Origin of the sequence: Profundibacterium mesophilum KAUST100406-0324 (genome assembly GCF_009835145.1) — a bacterium.
Classification (GTDB): domain Bacteria; phylum Pseudomonadota; class Alphaproteobacteria; order Rhodobacterales; family Rhodobacteraceae; genus Profundibacterium; species Profundibacterium mesophilum.
Window position 1 is genome coordinate 100,435 of the sequence record NZ_APKE01000036.1, and the last position, 18,940, is coordinate 119,374.

Sequence of the window (18,940 nt, forward strand, 5' to 3'; positions counted from 1 at the left end):
CCCTGTGCGGCGGGTTCACGGGGAGCGCGGCGGCGCATCCGGGCCGGGGAGGGCCCGCGACGTCCATGTTCCCGAAGACGGAAACCAGGGAGGGAGAAGAGATGAAACTCACGAGATTCGCAGCGGCCGCGGTCGCAGCGCTGGTGGCCAGCCAGGCGCAGGCGGCCGAGATGACGATGAAGTTCGGCCATGTCGGCGCGCCGGGCTCGCTCTTCGAGGCGAGCGTCGATCACTTCGCGCAATGCGCAAACGATGCGCTTGGCGACAAGGGCGAGGTGCAGACCTTCGGCTCCTCGCAGCTCGGCAAGGACAAGGAACTCCTGCAGAAGCTGAAGCTCGGACAGGTCGACTTCGCGCTTCCCTCCTCGGTGATGTCCTCGGTCGATGACGTCTTCGGGATCTTCGAGATGCCCTATATCATCAAGGACCGCGATCACATGCGGCGCGTCCAGGATGCGATGATGGACAAGTTCCAGGGCGCCGCCGAGTCCAATGGCTATCATATCGTCGGCCTGGCGGAGAACGGGTTTCGTCACATCACGAACAACATCAGGCCGGTAAACGTGCCGGCCGATCTGGACGGGATCAAGCTGCGGACCCCGAACGGCACCTGGCGGGTGAAGATGTTCAAGGAATATGGCGCGAACCCCACCCCCATGGCCTTCTCCGACGTCTTCACCGCGCTGCAAACGGGTGTGATCGATGGGCAGGAGAACCCCTATGCACAGATCGCCAGCGCCAAGTTCCAGGAGGTGCAGAAGTATCTCTCGATCACCGGGCACGTCTATACCCCGGCCTATATCCTGACCTCCAAGAAGGCTTGGGAAGGTTGGCCGGAGGAGGTGCGCGGCACCCTGTCCGATTGCGCCGCGCAGACGCAGGATTTCACCTACGAGAAGGCCGCCGAGCTCGAGGTCGAGCTTCTCGCGGTCATCGAGGAGGCCGGCGTCGAGGTGAACGAGGCGGACAAGGACGCTTTCATCGAGGCTTCCAAACCGATCTATGACGGCTTCGGATCGGAGGTCGATGGCGGCGCCGAGATGATCGAGCAGGTGCTCGGGCTGGGCAACGCGAGCTGATCCGCGTCCCGGCGGCGTCCTCGCCGTCGCCGGGCCTTTCCCATCGAGGCGGGGGCGCCATGCGCGCTGCCCGCCACCCATGGAGCTGCCAGCATGTCAGCGCAAAACGCACCGGCCGGCGTGCATGGCCAGGACGTCCCGTCAGTCTCGACCGGCCGGAAGGTCCTCGCTGCCACGGCCACCCTGATGGGCCGCCTGCTTGAATGGATCACCGTCGGGCTGATGATCATGCTGACGGCGATCGTCATTCTCGCCGTTCTCGCGCGCCTGATGGGCGAGAGCTTCTCGTGGTATGACGAGGTTGCGGCCATCGTGCTGGCCTGGATCACCTATTACGGCGCGGCGCTTGCCGCCCTCAACCGGCGCCATATCGGCTTCGACACCGTGCTCCTGGCATTGCCGCCGAAACTGCGCCTGGCGGCGCTCCTGCTGGGCGAGGCGCTGGTCCTGACCTTCTTCGTGCTGATGGCGCGGGCCGGGTTCCAGGTGCTCGACGTCCTGGCCGGCGACCGGCTGGTCTCCCTGACCTGGGTGCCCGTGCAGCTGACGCAATCGGTGATCCCGGTGGGCGCCATCCTCTTCATCGCGGGCCAGCTGCTCTCGCTGCCGGGGTATTGGCGGATGACCGCGCGGGGCATCAGCCTCGAACATGCCGAGATCGAGGAGGAGGTCGAGACCGAAATGACGCGCAACGAGGGACGCACCTGATGCTCATGCTCTTCATCTTCATCGCCCTGGTCGCGATGATCTGCATCAATGTCCCGATCGCCGTCGCGCTCGCCATGTCAGGCGTGCTCGGCCTTCTGGCGACGGAAGGCACCGGCAGCCTCGTGACCATTGCGCTCGACATGTATGACGGCGCCACGAAATTCTCCCTGATCGCCATTCCCATGTTCGTGCTCGCCGGCGCCATCATGAATGCCGGCGGGATCACCGATCGGCTGATCAATTTCGTCGGCGCCCTGATCGGCTTCGTGCGCGGCGGCCTCGCCATGGTCAATATCGGCGTGTCGCTCTTCTTCGCCGAAATTTCGGGCTCCGCCGTGGCCGATGTCGCCGCCATGGGATCGATCCTCATTCCACAGATGAAGAAGCGCGGATACTCCAAGGAGCTGTCGGCGGCGGTGACGTCCTCCTCCGCTTCGCTCGCGATCATCATTCCGCCCTCGATCCCGATGATCCTCTATGCCGCATCGGCCAATACCTCGGTGGAGCAGCTTTTCGTGGCCGGCGTTGTGCCGGGGCTGCTCGGCGCGGGCGGGCTGATGACCGTCGCCTATGTCTTCGCGCGCCGCTACGACCTGCCGACGGAGGAGGCGTTCAACATCCCGCGCCTGCGCGAAACCTTCAAGGATGCCCTGCCCGCCTTCGCCCTGCCGATCATCATCCTCGGCGGCATCTTCGGCGGTTTCGTCACCGCGACGGAGGCTGCGGGCCTCGCGGTGATCGCCGCGCTCGTCGTCTCGGCATGGTATCGGCAGATCGATCTGGCGCACTTGCGCCGCGCGATGCTCGATGGCGGAATGCAGACGGCGGTTGTCATGCTGCTCGTCGCGGCCTCCGTGCTGATGGGCGGGTTCCTGACCCGCGCGCAGATCCCCCAGCAGCTCGCGCAGGGCATCCTCGACATCACCGACAGCCAATGGGCGATCCTGCTGATCCTGAACTTCTTCTTCCTCGTGATCGGCTTCTTCCTGCATTCGGCGGCGGCGATCATCCTCGTCGTGCCGATCGTCATCCCGCTGATCACCGCCGCGGGGATCGACCCGGTGCATTTCGGCCTCGTGGTCACACTTAACCTCGCGATCGGACAGCAGACGCCGCCGGTCGCTTCCGTCCTGATCACGTCCTGCGCGGTGGCGCGGGCCAATATCTGGGCCGTGTCCAAGGTGAACGTATGGTTCGTGGCGGTCCTGCTCGCGGTGCTGCTGCTCTGCACCTATGTCCCGCAGGTCCCGCTGTTTCTCGTCGAATATTTCTACAGGTAGACCGACATGAACGATGAATTGCTGCAGGAGGTCAGGGGCCGAACGCTCTGGCTGACCTTCAACCGACCGCAGGCGCGCAACGCGCTGACCTTCGCGATGTACGGCGCGCTGGCCGAGGCCTGCCGCACCGCGCCGACCGATGGCAGCATCGGCGCGGTGGTGATCCATGGCGCGGGCGGCAAGGCTTTCGCCGCCGGCACCGACATGACGCAGTTCCGCGCCTTCGAGACCGCCGAGGATGCGGCCGAATACGAGATGAAGATCGAAACCGTGCTCGAGGCCGTCGAGCGCTGTCCCCTGCCGACCATCGCGGCCATTCACGGGGCCTGCACCGGGGGGGGCGCGTCGATCGCCGCCGTCTGCGACATCCGCATCGCGAGTGCGCGGTTGAAGTTCGGCTTTCCCATCGCCCGCACCCTGGGCAACTGCCTTGCGGCGGCGAACCTCGCGCGGCTCGCCGGGCTGGTGGGGCCCGGCCGCCTGCGCGAGATGATCTTCACCGCCCGGCTGATGGAAGCGGACGAGGCGCGGCATGTGGGGCTCGTCACCGAGGTGCTGGCGGACGAGGCGGCGCTTCTGAGCCGGGCCGAAGAGCTGGCCGATCATGTCGGCGCCATGGCGCCTCTCACGCTCAGGGCCACGAAGGAAGCGATGCGCCGCACGCAATCGGCAAGCCGCATCGACGATTCGGACCTGATCGAGATGTGCTACATGAGCCGCGATTTCCGCGAGGGCATGGAAGCCTTCCTCGGCAAACGCGCACCCGAATGGAGCGGAACATGAGCCCCCTGCCCTCCCGCCCCGGCCCCCTTGCAGGGATGAAGGTGATCGAACTCGCCCATATCATGGCCGGTCCGATCTGCGGATTGATGCTGGCCGACATGGGCGCGGACGTGATCAAGGTCGAGAAGCCGGACGGAGACGATACCCGCCGCTTCGTGCCCCCGGACATCGACGGCGAAAGCGCCGCCTACATGATGATGAACCGGAACAAGCGCGGGATCGCCCTGAACCTCAAGGATCCCGGCGCGCGCGACGCGCTCAAGACGTTGCTCATGGATGCGGATGTCGTCATCGAGAACTACCGCATGGGCACGATGGAGCGGCTGGGTCTGGGCTACGAGACGCTGCGCGAGATCAATCCGCGTCTCGTCTATTGCGAGGTGTCGGGCTTTGGCCGCACCGGCCCCTACGCGCAGCGGGGTGGGTTCGATCTCATCGCGCAGGGCATGTCGGGCCTCATGTCGATCACCGGCGAGGGACCCGGACGCCCCCCGGTCAAGCCAGGCGCGCCGATCTCGGACATCACCGCCGGGATCCTCGCCGCGATGGGATGCTGCGCCGCCTATGCGCAGGCACAGGCGAGCGGCGTCGGGCAGAAGGTCGACACCTCCCTCTTCGAGGCCGGCATAACCCTGACCTACTGGCAATCGGCGATCACCTTCGCCACGGGCCAGGCACCGGGACCGATGGGCTCGGCCCACCCGCTCAACGCGCCCTACCAGTCTTTCCGGACCCGCGACGGCTGGATCAACGTGGGCGCCGCCAACCAGCGCAACTGGCTACGGTTCCTTGAGGTGATCGGCGCGCCGGAGCTTGACGCCGATCCCCGGTTCGCCTCGAACGCGCAGCGCATGATGCATCTCGATGCGCTCGTCGCCCTGCTCGAAGCCGAACTCACGCGCGAGACGACCCGCACCTGGCTCGAGCGGATGGAAGAGGCGGGCCTCCCGGCCGGTCCGGTTCTCGATATCGCGCAGATGCATTCCGACCCGCAGGCCCTCGCGCGCCAGATGATCGTGGAGACCGAGCACCCGGTGGCGGGCCGGGTCAAGACGATCGGGCTGCCGGTCAAGTTCTCCGACACCCCCGGCGCGGTGCAAGCTCCCGCGCCCACTCTCGGCCAGCACAGCCGCGAGATCCTCGCCGCCGCGGGTCTCGATCCCGAACAGATCGAGCGGATGATCGCCTCCGGGGCCGTGCTCGCACCCTGAGCCCGGCCCCGCCTGCCGGGCGGGGCCCCCTCTTCAGGAGGTGAAGAGATCCTTAAAGCGGGCGCGCAGCTCGTTCTTTTGCACCTTGCCCATCGTGTTGCGTGGCAACTCCTCGACGGTCAGCAGCTTCTTGGGCTGCTTGTAGCGCGCGAGTTCCTCACCCATTCGGGCTTCGATCGCCGCGATGTCCGGCCCCGAACCGCTGGGCACGAGGACGCCGACGACCGCTTCGCCGAAATCGGGATGCGGCACGCCGATCACGGCCGATTCAAGGACGCCATCCTGCTCGTCCAGCAGCAGCTCGACCTCCTTGGGATAGACGTTGAAGCCGCCGGAGATGATCAGGTCCTTGCCCCGTCCGACAATCGAGACGTAGCCATCCTCGTCGATGCGGCCCAGGTCCCCGGTGATGAAGAAGCCGTTCTCGCGCAGCTCCTCGGCCGTCTTCTCGGGCATTTGCCAATATCCCTCGAAGACATTCGGCCCGCGCACCTCGATCACCCCGATCTCGCCTTGCGGCAGCGGCGCCCCGGTCTGCGGATCGCAGACCTGCAACTCGACCCCCGGCAACGGGAAGCCGACGGTTCCCGCGCGCCGGTCCCCTTCATAGGGGTTGGAGGTGTTCATGTTGGTCTCGGTCATGCCGTAGCGCTCGAGGATGCGGTGGCCGCTGCGCTGTTCGAACTGGACATGCGTCTCGGCCAGCAGGGGCGCGCTGCCGGAGACGAAGAGCCTCATGCCGCGCACGAGATCGCGGTCGAAGCGCGCATCCGAAAGCAGCCGCGTGTAGAAGGTCGGCACCCCCATCATCGCCGTGGCCCGCGGCAGGGCCTCGATCGCCGCGTCGAGGTCGAACTTGGGATGGAAGATCATCGCGCCGCCGCATAGCAGCATGATGTTCGTCGCGACGAAGAGCCCGTGCGTGTGGAAGATCGGCAGCATGTGCAGCAGCACGTCATCTTCGGTGAAACCCCAATGCGTGGTCAGCACCTCCGCATTCGACAAGAGGTTGCCCTGCGTGAGCATCGCGCCCTTCGAGCGTCCGGTCGTCCCCGAGGTATAGAGAAAGGCGGCAAGATCGCCGATATCGCGCGCGGCGGTCTCGAACGTCTCCGGCTTGCCTCCGGCGGCCTCGGCGAAGCTGCCGCCGCCCGCCGCGTCCAGGGTCATCAGCCGGGCGGCGAACTCCTCGGCGACGGGGCCGAGCGCATCGGCGCGGCGCGGGTCGCACAAGAGCAGCCGGGCGCCCGAATTGCCGACGAAGTAAGAAATCTCGCTGGCGGTATAGGCGGTGTTGAGCGGAAGGAACACGATGCCGGCCTGCACGCAGGCGGCATAGACGGCGAGCGCCTGGGGGGATTTCTCGATCTGAACCGCCAGGCGGTCGCCCGGAACGAGCCCCGCATCGGTGATGGCATGGGCGAAACGGGCAGCCATGCGCAGGAAGTCGCCATGCGTGACGCTCGCACCATCGGCCAGCTTGAGGAAGGGCGTGTCACGGTCCAGATGCGGTCCGAAAAGCGTGTCGAAAAGCGGATTAGCCATTCAATTTGGTCCTTTTGGCGGCATCGGGCTTTGCCTGTCTGGCAAGAGCCTGGATCTGGCGCGAGGCCGCGATCTCTCCGGTGGCCGCGAATCGTTCATGGTTTTGCGAAATGCGGTTCAGGTCATAAAGGTAGTTCACCATCGCTCCGCCGGACTGCGCCATGCCGTTCGCCGAGATATCCGCGCCCGCGTGCACGGCATGGATCATCGCGCCATTGCCCAGGTGGAACCGCGCGACGGGATCGAATGGCAGGCCGCGCTGTCCCTTTGCCTCGCTCAGGTAATGCGCGGCGAGCATCTTGAGGGCCTCGGGCTCGTCCGGAAGGGCGATGCCCTCGGCCTTGGCCCAGGCCGCCAGCCGCGGGATCGGCGACAGGGTGACGAAGTTGCGAAGCTGCGGCAAGGCGCGCGAAAGATCGGCGGCCACCTGCTTGATCAGCGAATTGCCGAAGGAAATCCCCGCAAGACCCGCCTGGCAGTTCGAGATCGAATAGAATACGGCCGTGTCGGCGACCCCCGCGTCGAGCGCGTCGCGGTCCTCTGCCAGAAGGTGCTGGATCGAGCCCGGAATGCCCCGTGTCAGCGCCACCTCCACGAAAATCAGCGGCTCGTCCGGCATGGCGGGATGGAAGAAGGCGAAGCAGCGCCGGTCGCCGGGCTGCAGCCGCCGGCGCAAATCGCCCCAGCTGTCGATCGTGTGCACCGCCTCGTAGGCGATGATCTTCTCGAGGATATGGGCGGGGCTCTCCCAGCTGATCGGGCGGAGCACCAGAAAGCCGCGATTGAACCACGAGGCGAAGAGATGCCGGAAGTCGGGATCAATGACCTTCAACTCGGGATGCGTGCCCGCCAGGCGCAGGAGATGCTCGCGCATCATCACCAGTTGCCGCGTGGCACCCGGAACCTGGTTGAGCCGCCGGGCGATCTCCTGCCGCTGCGGCTCGGCGGCCTGCATGAAGTCACGGTAGTTGCGCATGTCCGGCGCCGCCTCGTAGGTGTCGAGGGCATTGCGCACCGCGGTCACGTCGATCCCGCGCGACAGGGCGAGATGCGAGAAGAAAGCCGTCTTCTCCTCGTCCCCCGCCTCCGAGAAGCGGTCGAGGATGCGGCGTGCCAGCTCGGCGCCCCGCATCTCGCCGCGCGAGCCCATCAGCTCGTCGAGCATCTCGGGGATGGGCCGCGTGTCGCGCCGGTCACCCGCCCCGCGGTAGCGCCGCTCGAACACGGTTTGCAGAAGATCGGCCAGAAGCGTCAAAACCGATCCCCCATCACGGCGTCGGGCAGCCAGGTCGCAAGGCCCGGAACAAGCGACAGGATGACAATCGCGAGGACCATGCAGCCGACATAGGGCAGCGAGCCGGTCAGGATGGTGCGCAGCTTGATGTCGGGCGCGATGCCGTTGATCACGTAGAGATTGAGCCCCACGGGCGGCGAGATCAGCCCGATCTCCATGTTGATCGTGAGGATCACCGCGAACCAGATCGGGTCGAACCCGGCGGTGGTGATGATCGGCAGCAGGATCGGCGCGGCCATCAGGATGACGGCGACGGGCGGCAGGAAGAACCCGGCGATGAGCAGGAAGACGTTGATCATCCCCATCAGGACCCAGCGGTTCACCTCCAGCGTGCCGATCCATTCGGCGATCGACTGGGTGATGAAAAGCGAGCTGAGCATGTAGGAGAAGACCCCGGCCGCCGCGATGATCCACAAGATCATGACGCTCTCGCGGGTGCTGTCACGCAGCACGGCCCAGATCGCGACCGGCGACCAGAGCCGGTATATGATCACCGCGATCAGCAAGGTCAGAAGGGCCCCCACGGCAGCCGTCTCCGACGGCGTCGCGATGCCGCCATACATCGCGTAGAGCACGCCCACGATGATCGCCAGGAACGGCAGCACGCGCGGCAGGATCTCGAATTTTTGGCGCCAGCTGTAATTGGTGAAGGCGAGGACCTGCGCGTTGCCCGAGCGCCAGGTCGCGAAGATCGACCAGGCCATGAAGAGCCCGACCAGCAAGATCCCCGGCAGGACCCCGGCAAGGAAAAGACGCCCGATCGAGGTTTCGGTCGCGATGCCGTAGACGATCATCGTCACCGAAGGGGGGATCAGGATGCCGAGCGATCCGCCGGCGGCAATGGAGCCCGCTGCAACGCCGTCGGGATAGCCGCGCTTGCGCATCTCGGGGATGCCCATCTTGCCGATCGCGGCGCAGGTCGCCGGCGAGGATCCGGACATCGCGGCAAAGAGTGCGCAGGCCCCGAGGTTGGAAATCACCAGCCCGCCGGGAACCCGTGTCAGCCAGCGCTCGAGTGCCTCGTAGAGGTCGGAGCCGGCCCGCGTCGAGGCGATGGCCGCCCCCATGATAATGAACATCGGGATCGACAGGAGCGCGAAGTCGTTGAGCGAGCCGAAGAGGATCTCCGGCATCAGTTGCAGGCTGCGCGCCCCGTCGAAGATCAGCAGGAAGCCGGCCGCGACGAAAAGCAGGGCGAGTGCGACCGACAGTCCAGAGAAGAGAACGACGATGGTGCTGATGGCGACGAGGCCGCCGAGAAGGAGAGGATCCATGTCAGAGGCCTTCTGCGTCGCGGGCGCCTTCGGCACCGGCATGAACGGTCAGGGGGTCCTCGTCGATGCCGAAAGGCGGCTCGACATTGGTGAGGACCGCGACGAGATCGGCGATCAGTTGCAAGGTCAGCAGGCCAAAGCCCACGGGCATCGCCAGATAGGGGATCCAGAGGCGAACCCCCCAGACCGTGTCCGATTTCCAGTTCCGCTCATAGGCGAAGAGCCACAGCTCGACGGCATAGAAAAGCACGACCCCCATGATCGCGATCGCGGCCAGGAGCACCGCGATGCCAAGCACCTTGCGCGCCCGTCCCTTCACCGCCAGCGGCACGAGGTCGACATTCACGTGACCGCGCAGACGCTGGACGTAAGGCAGGCCGATCAGGGTCGAGGCAATGACGAGATAGATGACCGCCTCGGTCTGCCACACGGTCGAGCCGTTCAGCACGAAGCGTATGAAGATCATCTGGCAGGTGATGGCGACCGCGGCGACCACCAAGGCGGCGGAGGTCCAGCCGCACAGTGTCGAGAGGGCCGCGACCGCCTTGAGAAAGGGATTGTTGCCCACCCGGGCCACGGAACCCGCGCTATGTCCCGACATGACATCTCCTGTAGATTCTGGAAAACTGGATACGAGCTGACTGCCGGCTTGCGGGGCGGGCGGCGCCATGCCCCCGCCCCGCGCGGCGATCACTCGACGGCGAGCGCCTTGTCGAGAAGCTCCTGCCCGTTGGGCGTCTCCTCGACGAACGCCTTGTAGGACGTCTCCTTGGCGACTTCGCGCCAGGCGTCGAAGTCTTCCTGCGTCATCCTGGCGATCTCGACACCGGCCTGCTCGAAGGGCGCGATCGATGCCTCATCCTCTTTCTTGGCCTCTTCGAGATAAAAGGCCTCGGCCTTTTCGGAGGCGGCGAGCAGGGCGTTCTGCTGCTCCTCGTTGAGGTTCTCGAAGGTGGTCTTGTTGATCAGCATGGGCTGATACATGAACCACAGGGCCACGTCGCCGGCAGGCGTGTAGCAGGCGGCCTGCTCGTAGATGCGGTAGCTGACGAAGGAGGAGGAGGACGTGTTCGCCGCGTCCAGGACGCCGGTCTGCATGGCGTTGTAGATCTCGGAGCTTGCCATCGAGGCGATCGAGGCACCGGCACCGGCCAGCATCTGCTCGAAGCTCTTGCCGGCCGCACGCGTCTGCAGGCCCTCGACATCCTCGGGCTTGGTGACGCATTTCTCCTTGCCGACAAAACCGCCCGCCAGGTATCCGTCGACGAGGATCATCACGTCGTCCTCGGCCGCGATCTCCTTGATCTCGTCCATGAAGGGGCTGTCATTGAGGCGTGCGGCATGGTCGTGGTTCTTCACCAAACCCGGCATCAACGTCAGGTTGTAGGCAGGCTGCTGGCCCCCGGCATAGCTGAGCGGCAGGATCGTCATGTCGAGCTGCCCCCGCGTCAGGGGCGTGTATTGCTCGCGCGCCTTGAACAGGGAACTCGAGCCGAAGATCTTGATCTCCAGATCGACATCGGCGGCCGCGACCTCCTCCGCGACGATCTCGGCGACCTTGTGGCGAATATCATTGTTGGACCATTGGTGCGACAGGCGCAGCTCGGTGGCATCGGCAAGGCCGGCCGTCAGAGCGAGCGCCGCGACGGCGGTCCCCAGAAATCTCTTGGTCATGCAGTTTCCTCCCGTTTGCGACCCGGCCGGTCTTCGCCGCCGGATCGAACGTCAGCCTTGCCGCGACGTGAAGGTGTGTCAAGGCGTTTGTATACAATCCTAGTGCGTTGACCCCGCCCCCCGCCGGGGTAATGTGGGAGCATGGAAATGCGCCGTGCCGATACGATTGCCGAGGAACTGGAGGAGATGATCTTCACCGGCTCCTACGACAATGGCGACCGTCTTGACGAGATCCGTCTCGCCGAGCGTTTCGGCGTCTCGCGCACCCCGGTCCGCGAAGCGCTGCAGAAACTCTCCGTCTCCGGTCTCGTGGAGCAGATCCCCCATCGCGGCGTCTTCGTGCGCCAGCCCGGGCCGGTCGAACTGCTCGAGATGTTCGAAGTGATGGCCGAGCTGGAGGGCGCCTGCGGGCGCCTTGCCGCGAGCCGGATCGAGAGCGATGCGCTGGACCGCCTGGCGGTGGCCAACGAGACCTGCGCGACGGTGGCCAAGGTCGGCGATGCCGATGCCTATTACCGTGCGAACGAGGGCTTCCATCACCTGATCTACATGCAATCGGGGAACGGGTTCCTCGAGGCGGAGACGCGCCGGCTATGCCGCAGGTTGCAACCCTTCCGCCGCCTGCAGCTCAGGCTGCGCGGACGGATGGAACAGTCGCTGTCCGAGCATGACGGGATCCTCGAGGCGCTTCGGGACGGCGACAGCGAGCGCTCGGGAAGCCTGCTGCGCGAGCATGTCGCGGTGCAAGGCGAGAAGTTCCACCACCTGATGATTGGATTGCGGGCCGAGCACAAACTTGTCTGAGACAGGGTCGCCGGACCCGTATCCCGAGCCTCGGCGGATCGCCCCCCGGCGCGGCAATCAAGATCGCGAAACCCCGTGCGGCGTGCCGGGCGGTCCCTGCTCCCGGCGGCCTCCAGCCTGCCGCATGACTGCGACGCCAACTGCCCGCGCCGGACAGGGATTAAGACCTAAGTCTGAACGGTTTTGGTCGGAATCTCGCAGTCTGGGTTTGACCAGACATGCTGTTTCCTTGATAATCCATGGCACAGGAAGCAACCCTGTTTAGGAGGAGACTCATCATGGCTTGGACCAAACCCATCATCCGTGAAATCGAATGCGGTATGGAAATCAACATGTACGGCCCCGATGCCGAAGATGACGGCGGCGTGCTGTTCTGATTGATTGCGCGCGGACATGACCCATTTCCGCGCGCATATACTCGGGGCCGCCGCTGGTGGCGGCCTTCCGCAATGGAATTGCGGCTGCGAGAACTGCAATCTCGCACGGCGCGGCGCCATACCGCCGCAGACCCAGAGTTCCGTGGCCTTTACCGCCAATGGCACTGATTGGGCGATCCTCAACGCATCTCCCGATATCGGCGCGCAGCTTGCCGCCACACCGTCGCTGCATCCGACCGGCCTTCGCGATCTGCCACTCGTTTCGGTTCTACTGACCAATGGCGACATCGATCATGTCGCGGGGCTGCTCACCTTGCGTGAGAAGCAGCCCTTCACGCTCCACGCGACCGCCGGCATTCACGAAGTGCTCGGCCGCAACCCGATCTTCTCGGCGCTCGATCCCGAGCATGTGACCCGTAGCACCGTCGCTCTCGACCGGCCAGCGCAGATTGCGCCCGGCCTGACCGCCACGCTCTTCGCCGTTCCCGGCAAGGTGCCGCTCTACTTGGAAGAGGGCGAGGTAAAGACGGACCTGCTCGGCGATCAGACCGTCGGAGTGCATCTCAGCGGCGGCGGATGCGAGGCCTTCTATATTCCCGGATGCGCCAGCTTTCCGGACGATCTGCGCGACCGGCTCGACGGGGCCGATCTCGTTTTCTTCGACGGGACACTCTGGCGAGATGACGAGATGGTGCGCGCGGGCCTCGGACAGAAGACCGGGAAGCGCATGGGACATATGTCCATGAGCGGCCCGGACGGCTCGATCGCCGCCTTCGAGGGGCTCGATATCGGCAGGCGGGTCTTCGTGCACATGAACAACACCAACCCGGTCCTGCGCCCCGAATCGGATGAGCGCGCCGCGGCACAGGCCGCCGGATGGACGATCGGGCAGGACGGAATGGAGATCATCCCATGAGCGACGCGCAAAGCCGCGAGCTGTTCGAGGAACGCCTGCGCGAGATCGGAGCACAGCGCTACCACGACAAGCATCTCTTTCACGACATGCTCCATGGCGGGGCCTGCACACCTGACCAGGTTCGAGCCTGGGTCATCAACCGCTACTATTACCAAAGCCACATACCCCTCAAGGATGCGGCGTTCATGAGCCGGGTGGAGGACCCCGCATTGCGCCGGGCGTGGCGCTCGCGGATCGAGGATCACGACGGCACCCAGGAGAACGAGGGCGGTATCCAGCGCTGGCTGCGCCTCGCCGATGCGGTCGGGCTCGACAGGGATTACGTGGCGAGCGAGCGCGGCGTGCTGCCGGCCACGAAATTTGCGGTCGACGCCTATGTGCGTTTCGTCCGAGACAAGAGCCTTCTCGAAGCCGTGGCCGCCTCGCTGACCGAGCTCTTTGCGCCGAAGATTCATTCCGAGCGGATCGCCGGCCTGCTGCGCAACTACGACTTCGCCGATGACAGTGCCCTGTCCTATTTCCGCAATCGCCTCAAGGAGGCGCCGAAGGACGTGGCCTTCGGTCTCGACTGGGTTCTCGGACACGCCGATACCGCCGAAAAGCAGGATGCGGCCGCACAGGCCCTGATCTTCAAGACCGACGTTCTCTGGTCCCAGCTCGATGCGCTCCATTCGGCCTATGTCTCCCCCGGCCGCATTCCCCCCGGGGCCTGGCAGCCGGGCGACGCCGGATCCGCCGCGTCCGGGTCATGATCGCGCCGCAGGACATCCCGGTCGTGCCACGCGGCGTCAGGGTTCACTGGGACCGGGTCCGCGAGGGCTGGGTCCTGCTCGGTCCCGAACGGGCCATCACCCTCGATCCGGTCGCCCACGCGATCATGTCCGAGATCGACGGGCACCGCTCGCTTGGCGAAATAGTCGAGCTGCTGGCCGCGAAATACGAAGCGCCGCCGGAGCAGATCGCCACCGACAGCGCCGGCTTTCTCAATGCCCTTCTGAACCGCCGTTTCCTGGAGATCGCATCATGACCACGCGTCCACCGATCGCCATGCTCGCCGAGCTCACGCATCGCTGCCCCCTCTCCTGCCCCTACTGCTCGAACCCGCTCGAGCTGACGCGCAAGGAGAGCGAGCTCGACACGGCGACATGGTGCTCCGTTTTCACGCAGGCGGCGGATCTGGGCGTGCTGCAACTGCACCTTTCGGGCGGAGAGCCCGCATCCCGGCGCGATCTCACCGAGCTGGTCGCCGCGGCGCATGATGCGGGACTCTACACCAACCTGATCACCTCGGGGATCGGTTTGAGCGAGAAGCGGCTCGCCGAGCTCGACGGGGCCGGCCTCGATCACGTCCAGCTCTCGCTGCAGGGGACGAACGCACAGATGGCCGACATGATCGGCGGGTATCGCGGCGGCTTCGATCGCAAGATGAAGGTCGCCGAGTGGATCGGTGCGATCGGCTTTCCGCTCACCCTGAACGCGGTGCTGCACCGCCGCAACCTTCACCAGCTTCCCCGGGCGATCGAGATGGCGGTGGAGATGGGCGCGCGGCGCATCGAGGTCGCCACCGTCCAGTTCCACGGATGGGCGATGAAGAATCGCGGTGCCATGATGCCGACCCGCGCGCAGGCGGCCGAGGCCGACGGGATCGTCGCGGAGGCGCGCAAACGTCTCAAGGGACGCCTTGTCATCGACTATGTTCCGGCCGATTACCATTCCGACTATCCCAAGAGATGCATGGGTGGTTGGGGCAGCACGGGCCTCAACGTCAATCCGGAGGGCCGGGTCCTGCCCTGCCATGCGGCCGAAACGATCCCCCATCTGCAATTCGACAACGTCAAGGAACGCCCGCTTCATGACATCTGGTATCATGGGTCCGCATTCGAGGCCTATCGCGGAACCGACTGGATGCAGGAGCCGTGCCGGAGCTGCGAGCGCAAGACCGTGGATTTCGGCGGCTGCCGGTGCCAGGCAATGGCGATTACCGGGGATCCTGCCGCAACCGATCCGGTTTGCATCAAGTCACCGGAGCGCGACGCCCTTCGCGGTATGACCGACGAGTTCGCAGGGGACGAGGACGCGCCGCTGACCTACCGCGTTCTGAGCTGAACGCTGGCGCGCAAGCCGCTGCGGTCAGCGGGAAATTTCATCCTGCTGATTCTGAAAAGCGTTGGGACGGCTCCCCGGATTCGCCGTAAGGTTATCAGGTTATCGACAATTCCGTGACCCGGCTCGAAAACGCGCTTGCAGCGCCGTTTCCCCATGACAGGGCTGAGCCGATGATAATTGCGCACAGATTCAACATTTTACCCAGAGAATGCTCCCTGCATCCAACGATGATCCAGAGGTCTCTGAGCTGAGTGTGGACCAGTCGTCTTGACATCGGGGGCGTAAGCCGAGGTAATAGACAGACAACGCCGCGCAAGACGGTCCATGAGCAGCGGATCGGTCAGTTGATGATCGGGTCCGAACACGCAGTCGATTTCGGACAATGTCCAGTCTGCGTGGCCTCTGGACCTGTCCTGCCGGTATCGGTTCGAGGCATGTTCGGAGCATTCATGCCTCGCGCCACCTGAAAACGAGAAAAGCCATACGGCGGCAACCGTATGGCTTTCTGGATAAACGAAATCGCGGCAGCGATCCCGTCCGACATTGTCTGGATAGCATGCCGCCATGACGATCGCAAGCAAAGGCTCGCGGCGAACGGATGATGCATGTCTATTTCCGACCCGGATCCCGGCAAGGGCTTTGTCGCCCTCCCTGTTGATCTTCTCGATATCGCAATGAGCCCCGGCGCCTTCAGGGCCCTCGCTGAATTTTGCCGGATGGCCGATCGCGACGGTTACTGCTGGCCATCCTTGCAACAGATCGGCACGCGTCTCGGTCGATCGCGCGCAGCGATTTCCGGCTATATCTCCGAGTTGCGCAAACTCGGCCTCCTCGCCACGCAGGAGCAGCAGACGGCGAATGGCTACAACTACCGGCTCAAGTTCTGCGTGCCCTTCTGGAAAACCTGGCGCGCGCGGCTTTCGCAAGGCAAGTCGCGCAAGGCCGAGGGTGCGGCTCGGGATACGGGTTGTACCCCCGCTGTGGGAGCTCAGGAGACTGAACGCAGTGTTCACTCCGCTGAACGCCCTAAGGAGAAAAACCAGATCCATGAAAACCAACCCTCCGGCAAGCTGCCGAAGGGGCGGTTGCAGAAAATGCACGAAGCCTGGAAAAAGGTGATCGGATCCGCCCCCTACCCCGCTTGCGAGCGCATGCCAGAGCCCACGCTTGTCGCCGAGACACGCAAGATCGCCGTTCCGGGGCCTAGGCCTGATGCCGATCTTGGTACTGTCCTCGATGCGTTTCTCCAAAATCGGTTTTTCGCGGTCGATACGGAATGGCGATGCAATGCCTTAAAGGCCTTGGCGCCCCTGGCCCGCATACCCGGCGGAGCGGAAAGCCTGTCGCAATGCCTCGCTGCGGAATGGCGCAGCCACTGGCGCTATCCCCCGAGCCTCCGTTTTCTGACGGAGATGAGGGACAGGATCGTCGCTGCAAATCCGGAACCAGCGCTCGCTGCTTTGCTTGCCGGGTATCTTCGCAGATGGGAGAACCATTCGAGCAGGCTCTCTGGACGGTTGCGCTGTTCCGCGTGAGCGGGCATCTGTCACTTTGGGACGAAACGCCGCAAGGCATCATATCCGCGGATAACGATCATGGCATACGGACAGTTCGAGCAGTTCATCCGCAATCTCACGCGCGTGATGTCATCGGTAAATACCAAGCTGCAGCGTGACCTGACAATGCGCTCCCGCGTCTCGCGGCGCTTCTCGATGACCGAAGCGGCCGAGTTCCTCGGTGTCGATGCGACCTACCTCACGCGTCTTTCGGCCGATGAGGCGATGTTCCCGGATGGAGAGCGCAGCGGGCGGTCCCGAACCTTCTCACCGGACGAGATCATGCTGATCCGTGCGATCATGGCATCCAACCCGAATGCGAAACGCTCCTATCTTCATTGGCGCAAACCGGGCGATCCGCTCAAGGTGGTTACCTTCGGCGCACAAAAGGGCGGGACTGGGAAGTCGCTTACCGCGTCGCATTTCGCACAATATCTCAACCTTTTTTACGGACTGAGGGTCGGAGTGATCGACGCTGACCCGCAAGCCACGGCATCGCTCTATTTCGCGGATGAGACACTGCCGCTATTCAAACCCGAAACGCATACGATGGCCGAGTTCATGGGGGTCGACGATCCGGGAGCTGAGCGCCTCAACGAACGCAATGCCGAGGAACTGGATGCCATATGGCAGAAGACGCCTTGGCCCGGCATTCGCCTGATCCCCGGGGGCGCAAATATCCAGAACGGGGATATTTCGCTCTTCATGTTCTCACGGCGCGGGCAAATCCCCGTCTACCGGATCCTGAAGGATGCGATCGCCCGTTGGGACGAAGGGCTGGGCCCGCGGTCGGTCCCGTCGGATTTCCGCAAGGATGGCGGGGCGTTCGACCATGCCGCCTACGAGGCCGCGCTGACGGAGACAGTCGACGTCATCGTTATCGATCAGCAGCCATCCCTGACCCTGGTGCAGCTTAATGGCCTGATCGCCGCGGATAACGTGGTGATCCCGCAGACGATGAAAGGGTTCGATCTCGCAACTCTGTCCACTTATGTGTCGAACATCGGCGAATATCTCGAATTCATTCTCAGCTTCGAGCCCGATATCGAGATCGGACGCGGCGAGCATGTCATCCTGCCGACGATCGTGCAGGAGCAGAACGACCAGGATACGGATCAGATCCTCGATCTCTACCGGCGCGCTCCACGTGAAATCCTGCAAGTCTGGTACACCCGCTCCGATGCGATCGCCAACGCTTCGGAGGAATACAAGAGTATCTACGAATACCTGCCGCCAGCATCGCGCCGAACCTCCGCGAGGACCTTCATGCGCAATGCGAACGCCGTGAACGATGCCCTCGTTCAACGGGTCCTCCCGGACCTGCCGAAACGGGACTTCGCGGATACATTCATCAAGGAGCGATGGAGCTGACATGGGACGCAAACGCAAACTGAGTGCCACCCCGGATCCCGACGAAACGGGCCTCGAGGCGGACGAGGAACGCAATGGCCGGCTCGGCGGTTTCTGGGGCGGCTCGGCCTTGAACATGCTTCAGGCGCGTCTGGACGAGACGCAGGCAAGTGTCGTGTTCGGCATCATGGCCGGCACGATCGCCCTGACATTGGACCCCGCACAGATCGATGACGAGGTCGGCAGCGACCGTCAGGCCGGCTGGACGGAAGACGAGGAGTTCGCATCGCTCAAGGGTGACATCGAGCGGCGCGGCCAGAAGCAGGCGATCCGGGTGCGGCCGGCATCCTCGGACTGGAGCCCGGACAGCAAGTCCCCGATGGAGACGAGCGACCGTTTCGTCATTCAGTCTGGGCGCCGCCGTCTCGAGGCGCTACGCCAGTTGGGCAAGCCCGTTCAGGCCGTGATCTCGACGGAAGAGGGCGATGCCCGCCTCGAGGACCTCGAGGAACGGTTCAAGGAAAACACCATGCGCCAGAACCTGAGCGGGTTCGAGGAGCTGTTGTCGATCGGCTTGATCGCCCAGGCGCATCAGGATCTCAGCCAGGCCGAGATCGCGCGCCGCCTTGCAGTCCCGCCGGGGGATGTCTCGCTCGGGCGTTCTTGTGTCGAGCTCCATGATGCCCTTGTCGCGAAGGTCGATGTTTCCACGACGCCGAAGCGTGATTTCAGGCGGATTATTCCGGAGCTTCGCAAGGGGCAATCCCGGGACGTCGACGAGACGCCCGTATCCAAGCCGCGCACCCAAACGCTGGTGGTGACGCAAGGCAAACGACGCGCCACCGCGCGGGCAACCCGCAGCGGTTTCACCATCGATATCCGCGGATATGAAGCGAGCGAAGCAGAACTCTCGCAGATCGCAACGGAGCTTCTCGACAGGCTAAAAAGAGATGAGGATCGCTGAGTGGGGATGGCGACCTGCG

At 64.5% G+C, this 18,940-nt stretch carries 19 protein-coding genes; 14 read left to right on the forward strand and 5 right to left on the reverse strand.

Translation table 11 applies throughout. The features are described from left to right. Positions 1-101 precede the first annotated feature (101 nt). The 5 genes from PMES_RS15095 (at position 102) to PMES_RS15115 (ending at position 5,061) form a co-directional block, all read left to right on the forward strand. On the forward strand, positions 102-1,079 hold the full coding sequence (locus tag PMES_RS15095; protein WP_159966560.1) for a TRAP transporter substrate-binding protein: 978 nt from the start codon (positions 102-104) through the stop codon (positions 1,077-1,079). A gap of 93 nt (positions 1,080-1,172) precedes the next feature. Continuing rightward, positions 1,173-1,787, forward strand: coding sequence for a TRAP transporter small permease (locus PMES_RS15100; RefSeq protein WP_236549829.1), 615 nt, complete (start codon positions 1,173-1,175; stop codon positions 1,785-1,787). Then, positions 1,787-3,067, forward strand: coding sequence for a TRAP transporter large permease (locus PMES_RS15105; protein WP_159966561.1), 1,281 nt, complete (start codon positions 1,787-1,789; stop codon positions 3,065-3,067). Before PMES_RS15100 ends, PMES_RS15105 begins: the two co-directional genes overlap by 1 nt. 6 nt (positions 3,068-3,073) lie before the next feature. After that, positions 3,074-3,850 carry an enoyl-CoA hydratase gene (locus PMES_RS15110; RefSeq protein WP_159966562.1) on the forward strand — a complete coding sequence of 259 codons (777 nt, stop codon included), beginning with the start codon at positions 3,074-3,076 and terminating at the stop codon, positions 3,848-3,850. Further along, entirely contained in the window at positions 3,847-5,061 is a 1,215-nt protein-coding gene (locus PMES_RS15115; protein ID WP_236549830.1) for a CaiB/BaiF CoA transferase family protein, read from the forward strand. The genes PMES_RS15110 and PMES_RS15115 overlap by 4 nt, the downstream gene beginning before the upstream one ends. A gap of 33 nt (positions 5,062-5,094) precedes the next feature. On the opposite strand, the gene PMES_RS15120 is transcribed toward PMES_RS15115, so the two are convergent. The 5 genes from PMES_RS15120 to dctP form a co-directional block, all read right to left on the reverse strand. Continuing rightward, positions 5,095-6,606: a malonate--CoA ligase gene (locus PMES_RS15120; protein WP_159966564.1), complete on the reverse strand. Its 1,512-nt coding sequence runs from the start codon at positions 6,604-6,606 to the stop codon at positions 5,095-5,097. Further along, a complete protein-coding gene (locus PMES_RS15125; RefSeq protein ID WP_159966565.1) occupies positions 6,599-7,861 on the reverse strand; it encodes a malonyl-CoA decarboxylase in 1,263 nt (420 codons plus the stop codon). The genes PMES_RS15120 and PMES_RS15125 overlap by 8 nt, the downstream gene beginning before the upstream one ends. Next, the gene (locus PMES_RS15130) at positions 7,858-9,174 is read right to left on the reverse strand and encodes a TRAP transporter large permease (protein ID WP_159966566.1); all 1,317 of its coding nucleotides are present in this window, start codon (positions 9,172-9,174) and stop codon (positions 7,858-7,860) included. Before PMES_RS15130 ends, PMES_RS15125 begins: the two co-directional genes overlap by 4 nt. Position 9,175: 1 nt before the next feature. Further along, complete coding sequence (locus tag PMES_RS15135) at positions 9,176-9,775, reverse strand: TRAP transporter small permease (RefSeq protein ID WP_159966567.1); 600 nt, start codon at positions 9,773-9,775, stop codon at positions 9,176-9,178. Between the two features lie 89 nt (positions 9,776-9,864). Continuing rightward, the gene (dctP, locus tag PMES_RS15140; RefSeq protein WP_159966568.1) at positions 9,865-10,848 is read right to left on the reverse strand and encodes a TRAP transporter substrate-binding protein DctP; all 984 of its coding nucleotides are present in this window, start codon (positions 10,846-10,848) and stop codon (positions 9,865-9,867) included. Positions 10,849-10,989: 141 nt separating this feature from the next. Here dctP and PMES_RS15145 point away from each other — a divergent pair, with 141 nt between their 5' ends. The 9 genes from PMES_RS15145 (at position 10,990) to PMES_RS15185 (ending at position 18,921) form a co-directional block, all read left to right on the forward strand. Further along, positions 10,990-11,652 carry a GntR family transcriptional regulator gene (locus tag PMES_RS15145; protein WP_159966569.1) on the forward strand — a complete coding sequence of 221 codons (663 nt, stop codon included), beginning with the start codon at positions 10,990-10,992 and terminating at the stop codon, positions 11,650-11,652. 278 nt (positions 11,653-11,930) lie between these two features. Further along, positions 11,931-12,029 (forward strand): pyrroloquinoline quinone precursor peptide PqqA, encoded by a 99-nt coding sequence (gene pqqA / locus PMES_RS15150; RefSeq protein WP_159966570.1) that lies wholly within the window; start codon positions 11,931-11,933, stop codon positions 12,027-12,029. 16 nt (positions 12,030-12,045) lie between these two features. Continuing rightward, positions 12,046-12,945, forward strand: coding sequence for a pyrroloquinoline quinone biosynthesis protein PqqB (pqqB, locus tag PMES_RS15155; RefSeq protein ID WP_159966571.1), 900 nt, complete (start codon positions 12,046-12,048; stop codon positions 12,943-12,945). Beyond that, positions 12,942-13,697, forward strand: a complete 756-nt coding sequence (gene pqqC, locus PMES_RS15160) for a pyrroloquinoline-quinone synthase PqqC (RefSeq protein ID WP_159966572.1) — start codon at positions 12,942-12,944, stop codon at positions 13,695-13,697. Before pqqB ends, pqqC begins: the two co-directional genes overlap by 4 nt. After that, positions 13,694-13,972, forward strand: coding sequence for a pyrroloquinoline quinone biosynthesis peptide chaperone PqqD (gene pqqD / locus PMES_RS15165; protein WP_159966573.1), 279 nt, complete (start codon positions 13,694-13,696; stop codon positions 13,970-13,972). Before pqqC ends, pqqD begins: the two co-directional genes overlap by 4 nt. Next, the gene (pqqE, locus tag PMES_RS15170; protein WP_159966574.1) at positions 13,969-15,051 is read left to right on the forward strand and encodes a pyrroloquinoline quinone biosynthesis protein PqqE; all 1,083 of its coding nucleotides are present in this window, start codon (positions 13,969-13,971) and stop codon (positions 15,049-15,051) included. Before pqqD ends, pqqE begins: the two co-directional genes overlap by 4 nt. Positions 15,052-15,656: 605 nt before the next feature. Continuing rightward, entirely contained in the window at positions 15,657-16,586 is a 930-nt protein-coding gene (locus PMES_RS15175; RefSeq protein WP_159966575.1) for a helix-turn-helix domain-containing protein, read from the forward strand. Positions 16,587-16,646: 60 nt separating this feature from the next. Continuing rightward, a complete protein-coding gene (locus PMES_RS15180; protein ID WP_159966576.1) occupies positions 16,647-17,978 on the forward strand; it encodes an AAA family ATPase in 1,332 nt (443 codons plus the stop codon). Position 17,979: 1 nt separating this feature from the next. Next, positions 17,980-18,921, forward strand: a complete 942-nt coding sequence (locus tag PMES_RS15185; protein ID WP_159966577.1) for a ParB N-terminal domain-containing protein — start codon at positions 17,980-17,982, stop codon at positions 18,919-18,921. The last annotated feature ends 19 nt before the right edge of the window (positions 18,922-18,940 follow it).

What these genes read in the sequence shown, in the direction of transcription:
- PMES_RS15135 (WP_159966567.1), bottom strand. Translation starts at nt 9,775, where the DNA reads ATGTCGGGACATAGCGCGGGTTCCGTGGCCCGGGTGGGCAACAATCCC.
- pqqB (WP_159966571.1), top strand. Translation starts at nt 12,046, where the DNA reads ATGACCCATTTCCGCGCGCATATACTCGGGGCCGCCGCTGGTGGCGGC.
- PMES_RS15180 (WP_159966576.1), top strand. Translation starts at nt 16,647, where the DNA reads ATGGCATACGGACAGTTCGAGCAGTTCATCCGCAATCTCACGCGCGTG.
- dctP (WP_159966568.1), bottom strand. Translation starts at nt 10,848, where the DNA reads ATGACCAAGAGATTTCTGGGGACCGCCGTCGCGGCGCTCGCTCTGACG.
- PMES_RS15175 (WP_159966575.1), top strand. Translation starts at nt 15,657, where the DNA reads ATGTCTATTTCCGACCCGGATCCCGGCAAGGGCTTTGTCGCCCTCCCT.
- pqqE (WP_159966574.1), top strand. Translation starts at nt 13,969, where the DNA reads ATGACCACGCGTCCACCGATCGCCATGCTCGCCGAGCTCACGCATCGC.
- pqqC (WP_159966572.1), top strand. Translation starts at nt 12,942, where the DNA reads ATGAGCGACGCGCAAAGCCGCGAGCTGTTCGAGGAACGCCTGCGCGAG.
- PMES_RS15105 (WP_159966561.1), top strand. Translation starts at nt 1,787, where the DNA reads ATGCTCATGCTCTTCATCTTCATCGCCCTGGTCGCGATGATCTGCATC.
- pqqA (WP_159966570.1), top strand. Translation starts at nt 11,931, where the DNA reads ATGGCTTGGACCAAACCCATCATCCGTGAAATCGAATGCGGTATGGAA.
- PMES_RS15095 (WP_159966560.1), top strand. Translation starts at nt 102, where the DNA reads ATGAAACTCACGAGATTCGCAGCGGCCGCGGTCGCAGCGCTGGTGGCC.
- PMES_RS15115 (WP_236549830.1), top strand. Translation starts at nt 3,847, where the DNA reads ATGAGCCCCCTGCCCTCCCGCCCCGGCCCCCTTGCAGGGATGAAGGTG.
- PMES_RS15145 (WP_159966569.1), top strand. Translation starts at nt 10,990, where the DNA reads ATGGAAATGCGCCGTGCCGATACGATTGCCGAGGAACTGGAGGAGATG.
- PMES_RS15185 (WP_159966577.1), top strand. Translation starts at nt 17,980, where the DNA reads ATGGGACGCAAACGCAAACTGAGTGCCACCCCGGATCCCGACGAAACG.
- PMES_RS15110 (WP_159966562.1), top strand. Translation starts at nt 3,074, where the DNA reads ATGAACGATGAATTGCTGCAGGAGGTCAGGGGCCGAACGCTCTGGCTG.
- pqqD (WP_159966573.1), top strand. Translation starts at nt 13,694, where the DNA reads ATGATCGCGCCGCAGGACATCCCGGTCGTGCCACGCGGCGTCAGGGTT.
- PMES_RS15100 (WP_236549829.1), top strand. Translation starts at nt 1,173, where the DNA reads ATGTCAGCGCAAAACGCACCGGCCGGCGTGCATGGCCAGGACGTCCCG.
- PMES_RS15120 (WP_159966564.1), bottom strand. Translation starts at nt 6,606, where the DNA reads ATGGCTAATCCGCTTTTCGACACGCTTTTCGGACCGCATCTGGACCGT.
- PMES_RS15130 (WP_159966566.1), bottom strand. Translation starts at nt 9,174, where the DNA reads ATGGATCCTCTCCTTCTCGGCGGCCTCGTCGCCATCAGCACCATCGTC.